General features: G+C 59.4%; 11 protein-coding genes and 2 pseudogenes. 4 read left to right on the top strand and 9 right to left on the bottom strand.

Annotated features, from left to right (window positions below; all coding sequences use genetic code 11):
• Positions 1–4: 4 nt before the first annotated feature.
• The 5 genes from ABRP66_RS02900 to ABRP66_RS02920 form a co-directional block, all read right to left on the bottom strand.
• Complete coding sequence (locus tag ABRP66_RS02900) at positions 5–553, bottom strand: DUF501 domain-containing protein (protein WP_023026136.1); 549 nt, start codon at positions 551–553, stop codon at positions 5–7.
• An 8-nt stretch (positions 554–561) separates the two neighbouring features.
• Positions 562–1,122: a septum formation initiator family protein gene (locus tag ABRP66_RS02905; RefSeq protein ID WP_284769959.1), complete on the bottom strand. Its 561-nt coding sequence runs from the start codon at positions 1,120–1,122 to the stop codon at positions 562–564.
• Between the two features lie 234 nt (positions 1,123–1,356).
• The gene (gene eno / locus ABRP66_RS02910) at positions 1,357–2,634 is read right to left on the bottom strand and encodes a phosphopyruvate hydratase (RefSeq protein ID WP_284782438.1); all 1,278 of its coding nucleotides are present in this window, start codon (positions 2,632–2,634) and stop codon (positions 1,357–1,359) included.
• Positions 2,635–2,726: 92 nt separating this feature from the next.
• Positions 2,727–3,488: a lytic transglycosylase domain-containing protein gene (locus ABRP66_RS02915; RefSeq protein ID WP_284852207.1), complete on the bottom strand. Its 762-nt coding sequence runs from the start codon at positions 3,486–3,488 to the stop codon at positions 2,727–2,729.
• A 90-nt stretch (positions 3,489–3,578) separates the two neighbouring features.
• Positions 3,579–4,169 carry a MazG nucleotide pyrophosphohydrolase domain-containing protein gene (locus ABRP66_RS02920; protein ID WP_284782435.1) on the bottom strand — a complete coding sequence of 197 codons (591 nt, stop codon included), beginning with the start codon at positions 4,167–4,169 and terminating at the stop codon, positions 3,579–3,581.
• 69 nt (positions 4,170–4,238) lie between these two features.
• On the opposite strand from ABRP66_RS02920, the gene ABRP66_RS02925 reads away from it, so the two are divergent.
• The 3 genes from ABRP66_RS02925 (at position 4,239) to nadC (ending at position 7,802) form a co-directional block, all read left to right on the top strand.
• Positions 4,239–5,714: an amino acid permease gene (locus tag ABRP66_RS02925; RefSeq protein ID WP_284769963.1), complete on the top strand. Its 1,476-nt coding sequence runs from the start codon at positions 4,239–4,241 to the stop codon at positions 5,712–5,714.
• 129 nt (positions 5,715–5,843) lie between these two features.
• A complete protein-coding gene (nadA, locus tag ABRP66_RS02930) occupies positions 5,844–6,866 on the top strand; it encodes a quinolinate synthase NadA (protein ID WP_410756088.1) in 1,023 nt (340 codons plus the stop codon).
• Positions 6,867–7,802: a carboxylating nicotinate-nucleotide diphosphorylase gene (nadC, locus tag ABRP66_RS02935; RefSeq protein ID WP_284782433.1), complete on the top strand. Its 936-nt coding sequence runs from the start codon at positions 6,867–6,869 to the stop codon at positions 7,800–7,802.
• A 41-nt stretch (positions 7,803–7,843) separates the two neighbouring features.
• Here the strand turns inward: nadC and mfd are convergent, their stop codons facing one another.
• The 3 genes and pseudogenes from mfd to ABRP66_RS02950 all read right to left on the bottom strand — a co-directional run.
• The gene (gene mfd / locus ABRP66_RS02940) at positions 7,844–11,485 is read right to left on the bottom strand and encodes a transcription-repair coupling factor (protein WP_284782431.1); all 3,642 of its coding nucleotides are present in this window, start codon (positions 11,483–11,485) and stop codon (positions 7,844–7,846) included.
• Positions 11,486–12,103, bottom strand: coding sequence for a TetR/AcrR family transcriptional regulator (locus ABRP66_RS02945; protein WP_284769966.1), 618 nt, complete (start codon positions 12,101–12,103; stop codon positions 11,486–11,488).
• A 619-nt stretch (positions 12,104–12,722) separates the two neighbouring features.
• Positions 12,723–12,932 (bottom strand): annotated as a pseudogene (locus ABRP66_RS02950) (IS256 family transposase); the annotation flags it as partial.
• 56 nt (positions 12,933–12,988) lie between these two features.
• Here ABRP66_RS02950 and ABRP66_RS02955 point away from each other — a divergent pair.
• Positions 12,989–13,184, top strand: a pseudogene (locus tag ABRP66_RS02955) (IS256 family transposase); the annotation flags it as partial.
• 38 nt (positions 13,185–13,222) lie between these two features.
• Here the strand turns inward: ABRP66_RS02955 and ABRP66_RS02960 are convergent.
• Positions 13,223–13,993, bottom strand: a complete 771-nt coding sequence (locus ABRP66_RS02960; protein ID WP_284796953.1) for an IS3 family transposase — start codon at positions 13,991–13,993, stop codon at positions 13,223–13,225.
• Positions 13,994–14,310 lie beyond the last annotated feature (317 nt).

A 14,310-nucleotide genomic window follows, 5' to 3' on the forward strand; every position in this document is an offset into this window, starting at 1 on the left:
ACTCCTATTCCGCGTTGGAAAAATCGAACTCCGCCAGGTCAATGCCCAGCTCTTCCACCGTGGGCCAATCCTGTGGAATCGCCGTACCGCGCAGCTTACCGTGGTCGGCCGCCATGGCCACGGCCTCGGTGCCGAGGCGGAAGTGTTGGGGGCCTTCGGCAAGCGCATAGGCAATGAGCACGTGCAGGCACTTCACTCGCTCCGGCATGCCGCCGCCGGAAAAGTCCGTGCCCAGGTCCTCAATCTCATTGCGCTTGGCTAAGAAATGCTCGTGGGCTTGGTGATAGTCCGCGGCGAGCTCCTTGTCCTCGGCCAGGCGGGACTCCATCCACTTCATTACGTGGGCGACCTCCAACCGTGAGGCCTCTGCGGTCAATCGGGGATCGGTGAGGTAATACAGCGTGGGAAATGGGGTGCCATCCGGCAACTTGGGAGAGGTTTTAATCACGGCCGGTTGGCCATCCGGCGTGCGGAAAGATACCTCCAGCACGCCGCGTGGGGTGCGGCCCAATTGCTCGGAGACGATGGCTAAATCTGCATCAGTGACGGTCATGCGAACAATTATCGCATATCGCCGCTTTCCTCAGGCGCTGGCTCGATCGGCAGGTGCTGCGACTCGCCCGCTGGGGCTTCTTCTTCCGGCGGCTGCGCCACCGAATCCCACAGCACCTCAAACCACGGGCGCGAATCTTCCTGCGCCTGACTATCGGTAGTGACCTGGTTATCGGGCTGAATATTAGGATCGAGGATGCGGTACGCGGTCTCGCCCTGCTCTACCACGCCGAAGCGCCGCCGGGCTTCCTGCTTGATATAGTCCTCGGATTTATATTTATCGATCTCTTCTAATAGGGCGTCTTTTTCATCCTGCTTCGCCGCAATCGATTCATTCAGCCGGGCGATTTCAGAGCGGCCGTGGTAGTAATTGCGCAGCGGCACCGCAATGATGACGAGCACCACCAGCACGAAAACAACGATGACGGTCATGCCAACGATGCTCATGCGATCGGGCTTGCGGTTCTTCTTTTCCTGCGCCCGCTGGGATTTGCGGATATCCGCAGCACGCGAGGCCACCGGAACCCTGGTGCGGCTCCGGCGGCGCTCCGTCTTCTTCTCACGTGCCATAGGATTACTATCCTAGCGCCGCCACACCAGTAACACGGGCGTGGCACGCGCGGAAATTCACCAACTTTCTCAGGCGGTTTCAGCGTTCGGAACATGTGCTGCGCAATAGGCTTTTCGCGGCCACACTGCGCAGAAAATAGTGGCACAACGAGGAAGTCCCCGCCACACCTTCCCGGGGTGCCGCGGGGACTAACTTTCTAACGGAGTCCAGCTTCTAGGCTAGATCCCAAGGCCTTAAGCGTTGAAGCGTGGGAAGGCGGAGCGGCCGGCGTAGACGGCGGCATCGCCAAGCTCCTGCTCAATGCGCAGCAGCTGGTTGTACTTAGCCACGCGCTCGGAGCGGGCCGGGGCACCGGTCTTGATCTGGCCGCAGTTAAGGGCGACAGCTAGGTCCGCAATGGTGGTGTCCTCGGTCTCGCCGGAGCGGTGGGACATCATGGTGCGGTAGCCGTTGCGGTGCGCGAGCTCTACGGCATCGAAGGTCTCGGTCAAGGTACCAATCTGGTTAACCTTTACCAGCAGCGCGTTGGCTGCCTTCTTGTCGATGCCCTCCTGCAGGCGAGCCGGGTTGGTGACGAAGAAGTCATCGCCGACGATCTGGACCTTATCGCCAATGGCGGCGGTCAGGGTGGTGTAGCCTTCCCAGTCATCTTCCTGCAGCGGATCCTCGATGGAAACGATGGGGTACTCGTTGATGAGCTCCTCGTAGACCTTGGACATCTCCTCGGCGGTGTGCTCGCCGCCTTCGAAGTGGTACTTGCCGTCCTCGTAGAACTCGGAAGAAGCGACGTCAAGGGCCAGGGCAACGTCCTTGCCCGGCTCGAATCCGGCCTTCTTGATGGCCTCAACGATGAGGTCAAGCGCAGCGCGGGTGGAATCAACGGATGGAGCAAAGCCGCCCTCATCGCCCAAACCGGTGGACAGACCCTTGTCCTTGAGCACGGCCTTCAGGGAGTGGTACACGCCAGCACCAACGCTGAGCGCCTCGGTGAAGGTCTCTGCGCCGATGGGAGCAATCATGAACTCCTGCACGTCCACGCCAGAGTCAGCGTGGGAACCGCCGTTCAGGATGTTCATCATGGGAACGGGAAGAACGTGAGCGTTTGGGCCGCCGATGTAGCGGTAGAGCGGCAGCGCGGCGGACTCGGCCGCAGCCTTAGCGGTAGCGATGGAAACACCGAGGATGGCATTGGCGCCGAGGCGGGACTTATTATCCGTGCCGTCCAGCTTGATGAGCGCCTGGTCAATGAGGCGCTGGTCATCGGCTTCGAGGCCAGCGATTTCATCGCCGATTTCCTCGTTGATGTTCTCTACGGCCTTCTGCACGCCCTTGCCCAGGTAGCGGTCGCCGCCGTCGCGCAGCTCGTGCGCCTCGTGCACACCGGTCGATGCGCCGGAAGGAACGCCGGCAACGCCGTGGGCGCCGTCCTCCAAGAAGACCTCGGCCTCTACGGTCGGGTTACCGCGGGAATCCAGAATCTCGCGTCCAAATGCGTGGATGATACCAGCCATGCTGTAACTCACTCCTTATAGATGATGTTCGTCGCTGAGCCACTTAGTTCAGTTACACGCCCAATTGTTCCAGAAAACCGCCACGCGTGATGCTACCGAGCCGGTTGCGGTACCGAGTAGGCATTGGCCGCGTGGGCTACCTTGTCCAGATATTCCCTGGACTGGTTGTAATTTAAGATGGCCTCTTCCCACTGATCCGGGTCACTGAGATCCCTATCACCAAAGCACAAGAGGTTCGCCGCGCCCAGGGCGGCGTCGTCGATCTGGTTCGGGTCGGCCTTGCCATCGCCATTGGCATCGCCGCCCACGGACTCCCACGAGGTAGGGATGAACTGCAATGGCCCCACCGCGCGGTCAAATTCCGTATCCCCGTCGATTTCGCCGTTATCGGTATCCGGGGTGTGCGCGGTGTTATTCGTGCCATCCAGGGTAATGCCGACGATCGGCGGCTGCGGGTAGCCGTTGTCATCCAACTTGGAGGACTTAAACCAGTTGCCGTTATAGGTACCGTGCCGGGTTTCTACAAAGCCCAGACCCGCAAGGGTATTCCACCGCAAATTGCAGCCCGGGTGCTGCTGCCGTGCGATAAGTTCCGCGTTGCCATAGGCGCGCAGCGCTTGCGGCGGAATATCGGTCTTTTCTGCCAAATCCGATGCCCAGTGCGTTAGCTTATCGGCCGTGCGTCCCGGCGCGTTGACATCGATATTTGCCACCTCTTTTCCACCCACGGGCGGGGTGGCATTGGGAACCGAAGAATCATCGGCGGAATTTGACACAAATAGCCCCATTACCAGCGCAATGATGATTACTACGGCTAGTCCGCAGCCCCCGATTGTTCGCAGCAGCCTGTTCATGAGTAGCCATCCTACTAAGTGAAATTCACCCCGCCGGATAACTACACGCGCCCGCCAAGCGTAAAAGTCCCTGAGACTTTGACGTCGCTTTTACTCCCGCGATTTCCCCTCCGCCCAGAGGCGGTTTTGTTCTTCTACGCCTACTATGTCCGCCGTTCCGTCAAAGAGATATGGTGCGCGGGAGCGCATCTTGCGCACGAAGCTGTCGGCGACATCGTCTAGCGAGAAAGTGGAAATCTCGGCGTGAAAAAGCACCTGCAGGAAGATATCCCCTAGCTCTTTGAGCAATTCCTCCTCGGGCGCGCGCTGGCGCACGGCCGCCGCAAATTCACCTGCCTCCTCTTCTAAGTACGGCAGGAGGGATTCATGGGTCTGTTCGCGTTCCCATTCGCCGATGCGGCGGGCCGTTGCCATAGCGCTTCGCGCCTGCATCACGGGATCGTCAAGCGACTCAGCCCTAATGACCTGCTCGCCGGTGGCAATGCGCGCCTGGGTTTCTGGATCGTGTTCATCGGTGGTCACCAAGGTGCCGGTGGCATCATCGCCGCTAAGTAGATCCGAGAAGTTCCACCGCACTGATACCGGCACTTCCCCGGTGAACTGAACGGGTCCGTATAACCTGCCATAGGCGCGCATGGGAATCATGGTGGGCCAGCGTTCATCGAGCAACAGGACTGTCATAGCTACAAAGTCTATCCCGTGTATTTTCTCAAGTTCCCTTTAACGGGGCGGGCGCGGTACTTTAGGCCAATGACCTCCAGCCAAAATAAGTCCCACTCGGTGTCATTGTGGACGCTTGTCGCGCTGATTATCGGATCCACCGTCGGCGCGGGCATCTTTTCGCTACCCCAAAATATTTCCTCCGTGGCGGGCCCAGGTGCCATGCTCATCGGTTGGTTGGTGGCGGGAATCGGCATGCTGTCGGTTGCCTTTGTCTTCCAGATTTTGGCGTATCGCAAGCCCCACTTGGATTCCGGCGTCTATTCCTACGTACGCGCCGGCTTGGGCGATTTCATCGGCTTTACCTCAGGTTGGGGCTATTGGCTGGGCTCGGTGATGGCGCAGGTGGGCTATGCCACCTTATTTTTCAATACGATTGGGCATTACCTGCCGCTTTTCGATGCCGACCACCAATGGCCGTCTGCCATCGCCGTCTCCCTTCTATCGTGGGGCATCTTCGCCGTTTTGGCCCGCGGGGTGCAGCAAGCCGCATTCATGAACCTGGTGACCACGATTGCCAAGATCGTCCCCATCTTGGCCTTCATCGTCTTAGTCGCGTTCATCGGCTTTAGCTGGGATAAATTCACCTTGGATTTCTGGGGCCGAAATTCCAATGCCAGCGTCTTTGAGCAGGTCCAGGGCATCATGCTCTTTACCGTCTGGGTCTTTATCGGCGTAGAAGGCGCCTCCGTCTATTCCAAGCAGGCCACTAAGCGCACCGATGTTGGCCGCGCCACCGTCATTGGTTTCTTCTCCGTGCTTGCACTCTTGGTTTCCGTCTCCACCTTGAGTTTTGGTGTGATGACGAAAGAAGAGCTAGCCGCGCTGCCGGATAATTCCATGGCCTCGGTGCTCACGGAGGTCGTCGGCCCGTGGGGCGGGGCGCTGATTTCCATCGGTCTGTGCCTTTCGGTCCTCGGCGCCTACGTTTCCTGGCAAATGTTGTGTGCTGAGCCCATCGTCATGATGGCCATCGATGGCCTTATCCCCCGCCGCATCGGCACCATCAATGTGGCCGGCGCCCCGTGGGTAGCCCAGCTGATTTCTACAACTGCCATCCAGATCTTCATCGTCGTCTTTTACGTCAATGAAGCTTCTTATGCCGCGATGGTGCAGCTCGCCACCATCATGTACCTCCTGCCCTATATCTTCTCCTCGCTGTACCTATTGCTGCTAGCGATACGGGGAAAGGGCGTGACCCACCCGCACGCCGGAACGCGGTTCGATCTATCCGGGCCGGATATTCCCAGACGCGAAAACCGGCGCCACTTTGGCATCGCGCTAGTGGCCTTTGTGTACTCTCTGTGGCTAATTTATGCCGCCGACCCGGTTTATATTCTCTTTGGCGCTCTTGCCGTAGTGCCAGGGCTTATCCCGTACGTGCTCACCCGCCTATCGCGCCGCGAAAAGCTTTTTAATGGATTTGAGTGGTCAATCGTCATCGTGGTACTGGTGGCCGCCACCATCGCCGCGGTCGGCCTCGCCCAAGGATCGCTGGAGCTCTAGTCCTCCCTACCCCACCAAAAGGGCTGGGTCGGTGCACTCACCTGGCATCGCAAGTGGTCTTGAACACAGACAGTTTAGTACGGTTATAACACCCCACTAATTTCTGTGACTATCACCTTTGGAGCACTTGTGACTCAAACCAATGTTAGCGCCATGCCCTCTGCCACTCCTGCTGGTTCGGACCCCGCGGCAGGAAAGGCCTGGGCGGAGCGGATCAAAGAATTGGCGGAACAGCGCAATGCGGTGATCCTGGCGCATAATTACCAGATCCCGGAGATCCAAGACGTTGCCCACCACACTGGCGATTCCCTGGCGCTGTCCCGCAAGGCAGCGGAAACTGATGCAGATATCATCGTCTTTTGCGGCGTGCACTTCATGGCGGAATCCGCGAAGATTCTTTCTCCGAATAAGAAGGTCCTCATCCCCGATGAGCGCGCTGGGTGTTCCCTGGCAGATTCCATCACCGCCGATGAGCTGCGCGCATGGAAGGCCGAGCACCCCGATGCCCTGGTGGTCAGCTACGTCAACACCACCGCCGAGGTCAAGGCGCTGACCGATGTCTGCTGTACGTCCTCCAATGCCGTCGACGTGGTCAATTCGCTGCCGGCGGATAAAGAAATCCTCTTCTGCCCCGACCAGTTCTTGGGCGCCTACGTCAAGCGCGAGACCGGCCGGGAAAATATCCGCATTTGGGCCGGTGAGTGCCACGTGCACGCCGGCATTAGCGCCCAGCAGCTAACCCAACAAACCCAAGATAACCCGGACGCGGACTTATATATCCACCCGGAGTGCGGCTGCTCCAATTCCGCGTTGTACCTAGCCAACGAGGGCTTGGTGCCGCAAGAACGCGTGCACATGCTCTCTACCGGACAGATGATCACCCAATCCCAGAAGCAGCCGCAGAACAAGGTGCTCGTTGCCACGGAGACCGGCATGCTGCACCAGCTGCGCCAGGCCGCGCCGGACATCGATTTCCAGGCCGTCAATGACCACGCCGAGTGCAAGTACATGAAGATGATCACCCCAGAGACCCTGGAGCGCTGCCTGATAGAAGAAACCGATGAGGTTACGGTGCCAGAAGACATCGCAAACGCGGCGCGCAAGTCCCTCGAGGCCATGATTTCCATTGGCAACCCCGGCGGGGGCGAGTAAATGGAAGACCTGCACCTGCCGGATTGCTCCGCGCTCATTTCCACGGGCTTGGATGAGGATTTCGCTTACGGGCCGGATTACACCTCGCTTGCCACGGTGCCGGGTGAGGCGCGTTGCACGGCGGAGTTCACCGCGCGCGAGGCCGGCACCATCGCAGGCTTGGGCCTTATCGAACAGGTTCTTGACGCTACCGCCCAGCGCTTAAGCCAGTGGGGCGTGGTTACAGGCCCCACGCTTGCCGATGCCCCGACCCCCACCATCACCCTCCACTCCACCGACGGCGACCGCGTTACCCCAGGCCAGGTCACCGCCACGGTGCAGGCACCTACCCTCCTCGTGCTAGCCGCTGAGCGCACCATGCTCAATATGGTCTCGCACGCAAGCGCCATTGCGACGCAGACGCGGCGTTGGGTCGATGCCATCGCAGCAGCAGCAGAGGACACGGGGACGCCGGGCAGCGTTAAACAGGCCCAGGTGCGCGATACCCGCAAGACCCTGCCTGGCCTGCGCGCGCTGCAGAAATACGCCGTCCGCGCCGGCGGCGGGGCGAACCACCGGATGGGCTTGGGCGATGCCGCCATGATTAAGGACAATCACGTGCTCGCCGTGGGCGGCAGCGTGGCCACGGCCCTGCGTCGCGTGCGCGAACATGCCCCGGACATCGCCTGCGAGGTCGAGGTCGATACCTTGGATCAGCTCGACGAAGTGCTCCCGCTGCATCCGGATATGGTGCTGCTGGATAACTTCGCGCTTGCCGATGTCCACACCGCCGTCCATCGCCGGCAAGCCCTCAGCCCAACCACGGCGCTGGAGGCCTCCGGTGGGTTGCAGCTGGAGAACGCCGGTGAGTACGGCACCTCGGGCGTGGACTATATCGCCGTCGGCGCCCTCACCCACTCGGTGCGCGTGCTGGATATCGGCCTGGACTTCTCCTAAGCGCCGATCGGCTATGTGCCGAGGGGCTACGCGCCCATCGGCTACTCGCCTACGCTGATGACTGATCCGGCGCCGGCTTTCTCGCCGGAGACGTTGATGGGTTGGACATCAAAAAGCGCGCTTAAGAAGTCCGCGGCCCACTGGATAAGCTCCTCATCGCGCAGCTTGGGTGAGGTGACATTGCGCCCAGCCTTGGGGAAAGGCACGTTGATGGCCTTGGCCGCGGCCCGGAAGCTCGAACCCGGGTACAGGCGCTTCAGGCGCACCTGCTTGGAATCCGGCAGCTCGACCGGGTGGAATTTCACGCGGGTTCCCTGCACGGTAATGTCTGCCACCCCGGCGCGGCGGGCTTGGTGGCGCAGGCGCGCCACGGCGAGCAAGCGCTCGACCTCCTTGGGCAAGGGGCCGAAGCGGTCTTCCATTTCTTCCCGCGCCGCCGCGAGATCCTTATTATCCTGCGAGGCCGCTAGCTTGCGGTAGACCTCGAGGCGCAGGCGCTCGGAATCGATATAGGACTCTGGGATGTGGGCATCCACGGGAAGATCGATGCGGATTTCCTTCGGCCCCTCGTCCGTCACCGCGGGTGCCTCGCCGCGGGCCAAAGACTTGAAGGCCTCGACGGCCTCGCCGACCAAGCGCACGTAGAGATCGAAGCCCACGCCTGCAATGTGACCGGATTGCTGGGCGCCCAACACGTTGCCAGCACCGCGCATCTCTAGGTCTTTCATGGCCACGGCCATGCCTGCGCCCAGATCATTATTCTGGGCGATGGTAGCCAGGCGGTCATAGGAGGTCTCAGTCAGCGTGGCGCCCTTGGGGTACAGGAAGTAGGCGTAACCGCGCTCGCGGGAGCGGCCCACGCGCCCGCGCAGCTGGTGTAGCTGCGACAAGCCCATGTGGTGGGCATTTTCCACAATGAGCGTATTCGCATTGGCGATATCCAGTCCGGTTTCCACGATGGTGGTACACACCAAAACGTCATACTCGCGGTCCCAGAATCCCTGGACGGTCTTTTCTAGCAGGTCCTCATTCATCTGGCCGTGGGCAACGACGATGCGTGCTTCTGGCACCAAGTCGCGCAGTTCGCGCGCCTTCTTTTCAATATCGGAAACCTTATTGTGGATAAAGAAGGTCTGACCATCGCGCAAAAGCTCGCGCCGAATGGCGGCCGCGACCTGCTTATCCTCGTAGGCGCCGACATAGGTCAGCACCGGGTGGCGATCCTCTGGCGGGGTGAGGATGGTCGACATTTCACGGATGCCGGCCATGGACATCTCCAGCGTGCGGGGAATCGGCGTCGCGGACATGGTTAGCACGTCGACGCTGGCTTTCAGCGCCTTGATGTGTTCCTTGTGCTCCACGCCGAAGCGCTGCTCCTCATCGACCACGATGAGACCCAAGTTCTTCCAGTGCACGCCGGTTTGCAGCAGGCGGTGCGTGCCAACGACGATGTCAATCGAGCCATCGGCAAGCCCCTTAAAGATCTCCGTGGCTTCCTTCTTTGAGGTAAAGCGCGATAGGACCGCCATCTTGACGGGGAACCCGGCCATGCGCTCGCTAAAGGTATCGTAGTGCTGCTGCGCCAGCAGTGTGGTGGGTACTAGGACGGCGACCTGGGTACCATCTTGCACGGCCTTGAAGGCGGCGCGAATGGCGACCTCGGTCTTGCCATAGCCCACGTCACCGACGACCACGCGGTCCATCGGCACCGTGGATTCCATATCCTCTTTCACTGCGTCGATGGCCAGCATCTGGTCCTCGGTTTCGACGAAGGGGAAATTGTCCTCCATCTCCGCCTGCCAGGGATTATCGGGCGCGAACTGGTGTCCCGGTGCGGCCTGGCGCTTGGCATAGAGATCCACCAATTCGCCGGCGATCTCGCGCACGGCGGCGCGCGCCTTCTTTTTGGTGTTCTTCCAGTCCGAGCCGCCCATCTTGGATAGGTGGGGCGATTCGCCGCCGGTGTATTTGCTGAGCAGATCCAGCGAATCCATCGGCACCCACAGTTGGTCCGCCGGCTGCCCGCGCTTGGAGGGCGCATATTCCAGCACGATATATTCGCGCCGGCTGGTCTCATCGCCGGATTGGATGGTGCGCTCGGCCATCTTCAAAAACTTGCCGATGCCGTGCGTTTCATGCACCACAAAATCGCCCTGCTTGAGCGCCAGCGGGTCCACCTTATTGCGGCGCTTGGCCGGCCGCCGCTTGGCGTCCGCAATATCGCCGACGCGGTTACCGGTCAGGTCCGTTTCCGTCACCACGACGAGCGGCAGTGCCTCGGCGTCTTTGAGCTTGCGCACCTTGGGAAAGACCAAGCCCGCATGGCTGAGGGCCTGATACAGGGTGACCTCGCCCGCGCTGGGTTCCCAGCCGGGGGTGGCCACCTTGGTGCGAATGCCCTGCTCGGCAAAACGCTCCACCATGCGCTTGATAGCACCCTGGGCAGGCGCGATAAATGCCGCACGCCCGCCAGCGTTTGTATGCGCCAGCAGCTGGGCCATCATGGCATCGATCTCTTTGATATCACCGCGCGGGGTGGGCCCAGGCTCAAACTCGAGCGGCAGGGTTTCCTCCTCTGGCCCGGCCAACATGCCCGGTGGGGAAAATGTCCACAGCGGCTGACCGGCCTCGCGAATGGAGACCTCCAAAGACTCAAAGGAGCGGTAGCTCGATCCCTCAGTATCGAGCCCTTCCGTGGACAAGGGTCCATCCGCACCCATGGCAGCAGCCTCCCAGCCGGCAGCGAGGAATTCCGCGTCGGTCTTTTCCAGGTCTTCCACGCGGCGCCTGATCTTTTCCGGTGCCACCATCACCACGTGCGTGGCGGCGGGGAGGAACTCGGAAAGGGTGATCAGTGGGGCATCGGAAAGCACGGGCAATACTGCTTCCATGCCCTCTGCCGGAATATGCTCGCTGACTTTGGTGAGCAGCTCCACCAGCGCTGGGTTGCCGGTGTGCGTCGCCGCCAATGTGGCCGCGCGCTGCGCTACCGCATCCGTAATCGGCAGCTCGCGGGCGGTAAAGATATCGACGCGGCCGACCTCGATTTCCGGGATGGTGCGCTGGTCAGCAACAGAGAACTGGCGGATATCGGTGACCTCATCGCCCCAAAATTCCACGCGCACTGGGTAATCCAAAGTGGTGGGAAAGACATCGATAATGCCACCGCGGGTGGCAAACTCACCGCGCTTGGCCACCATGTCCACGTGCTTATACGCCCGAAATTCCAGGCTGCGCACCACATCATCGAAGTTATATTCGTGGTCTTCTTCCAGATGCACCGGGGCACGGCCCTCGATGTCCTGCAGGATGGGCTGGGACAGCCCGCGCGCGGCCGTGACAATAATGCGCAGGTCATCAATGTTGTGCAGCACCTGCGCGCGCTTGCCGATGATATCCACGCCTGGGCTCAGGCGCTCGTGCGGCAGCGTCTCCCACGAGGGAAACATCGCGACCTTATCGCCCATCATCGCGGTAAGCTCCGCGGTGAGATCCTCGGCCTCGCGGCTGGTGGCCGTGACCGCCAGCACCGGCGCGTGGTGGGCCAAAGTTCCAAGAGCCCAAGGGCGCGCCTGATCGATACCCGTAATGTGCAGGTCCTGGCCCACATTGGCCACAAGCCCCTTGAGCTTCGGGTCCGTGGCCGCGACCTTAAGCAGACCTGCCAGCATTGGCGTCGCCATTTACTTCCTGCCTCCTAATTTGGGCTTAATTTCCATACCGGACAAACCATTCCAGCATAGATTGACTATATGCGTAGCGACGACTTCCTTATCCGGTTTCTCCGGGCTGCGCTCATCCAACCACCACTGCGCCGTAGTAGAGACCATGCCCACGAGGGCCTGCCCGTAAATATTGGCCAGCTCCGGATTAATACCGCGGTGCTCAAAGGCCTCACCCAAGATATAGGCCACCTGCCCCACCGCTGCATTGAGCAGCGTAGAAAAACTGCGCTCCTCGCCCGGCTTCGAATCGCGTACCAGAATGATGAAACCATCGGTTTCTTCCTCGACGTAATTCAGCAGTGCCATCACGGCCTGCTCAATGCGCTCGCGCCAGCTGCCCTCTTCTAAAGAATCCTTGATGACTTTTTCTAGCGCCAGCATCTCCCGATCCACGACCACCGCATACAGGCCTTCTTTGCCCCCAAAATGCTCGTAGACCACCGGCTTCGATACTCCGGCGCGCGACGCAATCTCTTCAACGCTGGTGCCTTCAAACCCCAATTCCGCAAAAGCGGCGCGTCCAATGGAAATCAATTGCTCGCGGCGCTCGCGTCCGGTCATTCTCTGTCGAACCATGCCTTCTACCCTATCCTTTGCCCCACCCTTACCTAGTAATTTGTTATTTACCCGGGGGCATCAGGTACGCTATAGCTACAGCGATCGCTGTGGTTCCCCATGGTGTAATCGGCAACACTGCGGTTTTTGGTACCGCCATTCTAGGTTCGAGTCCTGGTGGGGAAGCTTTTCCACGTCCCCCTCTATCAGCAAAAACGCTGGTGAGGGGGGTTTTATTTTTTGGGTTAAGCCCGGATTCTAAGGATCGTGGAAACACCTGACCTTGATTGGTGGTGTTTGTGGTGTCGAGTCGTTGGGATCCTTCGCCGGATGTGGTGGAGCAGCTGTGTTGCTTGGTTTCAGGCGGTCGTAGTGTTCGTAGTGCGGCGTTGGAACTGGGGCTTAGCTTGAGTGTTGCGTATCGGCTGGCTCGTGAGTATCAACTTCCTGTGCGTGTTCAGAAGTCGACTTCTGCTTCGGTTACAGAAAGCATTGAAGCGCTATGGAAGCAGGGTGTGAAGCCGTCAGATATTTCAACGCGGCTTAATGTAGGAACCAGCGTTGTGTACCGCATTGGTATTGAGCTTGGCTTGTGGCAGCGCAATCGAGCGTGTCAAGTTGTTTGTGTGTGGGGCTAGGTTTATAGGTATTTGTCGAAGCGGTCGGGAAAGGCCACGGCCATTTGGTTGATGGCTTGTTTCCAGCCGGAAACTCGGGCTCCTTCCATGAGTCTGCCGGCTGTCGCGGAGACTCGTTCGCCTTGCTTTGCTCTTTTGGCGGCTCGTTTGTCTTCAATAGTGCAGATCATCAACCACAGCGTTTTCAGCGCGGATTCATCGTTGGTGAACTGCGAGGGGTCAGGAAGTTTGTGTGTGAGGCTCTGATCTAGAAGGAGTTTCACCGATAATGACTACGGTGTCACCAAAGAAAAGCCATGACCCGGCGAGGGTCAACGAGATCAGCGAGAAGCTGATGGAAAATCCTTAAGCTCGCCAGCTTGATCAGCGAGCTGTCGGCTTCTGCTGATGATGCAAGCGAGCTGGTCAAAGGCTTGCTACAGGTGTCGATCAACGCTGGTCTACAGGCAGAGATGGATGCGCACGGGCCCGACCCCCGGAAAGTGGACACATCGGGGGTTAGCTATGCTGCTTTGGTCAGTGTAGCTGAAGTCTCGGCTTCAAAGACATCAGGCGCTACAAGATTGCACCCGCAGTGCCGCCGGCGCGTGTTGTAGCGCATGCACCACCTAAAGACTTCCCGGCGGCAGGCGATCGGATTGTCAAAGACTTTCCTATCACGCAGCACTTCCCGCTTTAAAGTAGCGTTAAACGATTCTGCCAGAGCGTTATCAGCACTCGTTTCTACCGCCCCCATAGACTGGCGCACCCCCAACGACGAGCAATAGTTCCTAAAGGCCTGTGAGGTGTACACGCTGCCGTGATCGGAATGGAATATAGCCCCGTCACGACTGCCACGCACACCATGCGCGTGGGATAGAGCATCGACGACCAGTAAGACACGCATGTGGTCTGCGAGTGCATGACCTGCACGTTTGCGTGAATGAAGTGTCAATGACAGTGGCCACATACATGTTTTTCCTCCTTTACATGGCAAGTAGGTAATATCGCCGACATAAACGCGGTTCGGCTCGTTAGCTGCGAATTTGCGGCCTAGCAAATCCGGCATGACTCGGTGGCCAGGCTTACGCCTAGTGGTGGTACATCGGCGACGTGTGGTAAAGTCTCTAAGCCCCATGGCTTTCATAATTCGTGCGACTTTCTTGTGATTCGTCGGGCCAAAGCTCGTATCGGCTTTAAGGCTCGCAGCGATGCGTTTAGCGCCGTAAAGACCAAGCTCATCATCAAAGATGGTTGCGATCCTCGCACCAATAAGACCGTCAGAATACATCATTGTATCCTGCGATTTTTACGGGTTTGTACCCATTTATAGAACGAGGAACGATTCAGCTTCAACACGTGGCACATCCGCTTGACCGAGAACTCGGTTCGGTGGTCATAGACACACTGGAAGCAGAACTCCGGTCAAGTCCCGTGTAGTGGTGTAGCCGTTTGTGCTTTCGGCTCGGTATTCAGTTCTGTGTTTGAGGTCAGGCGGTTAGCTGGTTGTGGTCACCATTGGCGTCTCCTGTGCGGTGCATGAGGTGTTTGGTGTGTTCGAGTGCGGTCAGTGACATGTAGCGTTTTTGTTGGATCCAATCGTCGTGTTGC

It is taken from the genome of Corynebacterium sp. KPL2680 (assembly GCF_040225675.1).
Classification (GTDB): domain Bacteria; phylum Actinomycetota; class Actinomycetes; order Mycobacteriales; family Mycobacteriaceae; genus Corynebacterium; species Corynebacterium rhinophilum.

Coding starts and splice junctions, on each gene's coding strand:
- mfd (WP_284782431.1), bottom strand. CDS start 11,485: ATGGCGACGCCAATGCTGGCAGGTCTGCTTAAGGTCGCGGCCACGGAC.
- ABRP66_RS02920 (WP_284782435.1), bottom strand. CDS start 4,169: ATGACAGTCCTGTTGCTCGATGAACGCTGGCCCACCATGATTCCCATG.
- eno (WP_284782438.1), bottom strand. CDS start 2,634: ATGGCTGGTATCATCCACGCATTTGGACGCGAGATTCTGGATTCCCGC.
- ABRP66_RS02900 (WP_023026136.1), bottom strand. CDS start 553: ATGACCGTCACTGATGCAGATTTAGCCATCGTCTCCGAGCAATTGGGC.
- ABRP66_RS02960 (WP_284796953.1), bottom strand. CDS start 13,993: ATGATGTATTCTGACGGTCTTATTGGTGCGAGGATCGCAACCATCTTT.
- ABRP66_RS02945 (WP_284769966.1), bottom strand. CDS start 12,103: ATGGTTCGACAGAGAATGACCGGACGCGAGCGCCGCGAGCAATTGATT.
- ABRP66_RS02905 (WP_284769959.1), bottom strand. CDS start 1,122: ATGGCACGTGAGAAGAAGACGGAGCGCCGCCGGAGCCGCACCAGGGTT.
- ABRP66_RS02915 (WP_284852207.1), bottom strand. CDS start 3,488: ATGAACAGGCTGCTGCGAACAATCGGGGGCTGCGGACTAGCCGTAGTA.
- nadC (WP_284782433.1), top strand. CDS start 6,867: ATGGAAGACCTGCACCTGCCGGATTGCTCCGCGCTCATTTCCACGGGC.
- ABRP66_RS02925 (WP_284769963.1), top strand. CDS start 4,239: ATGACCTCCAGCCAAAATAAGTCCCACTCGGTGTCATTGTGGACGCTT.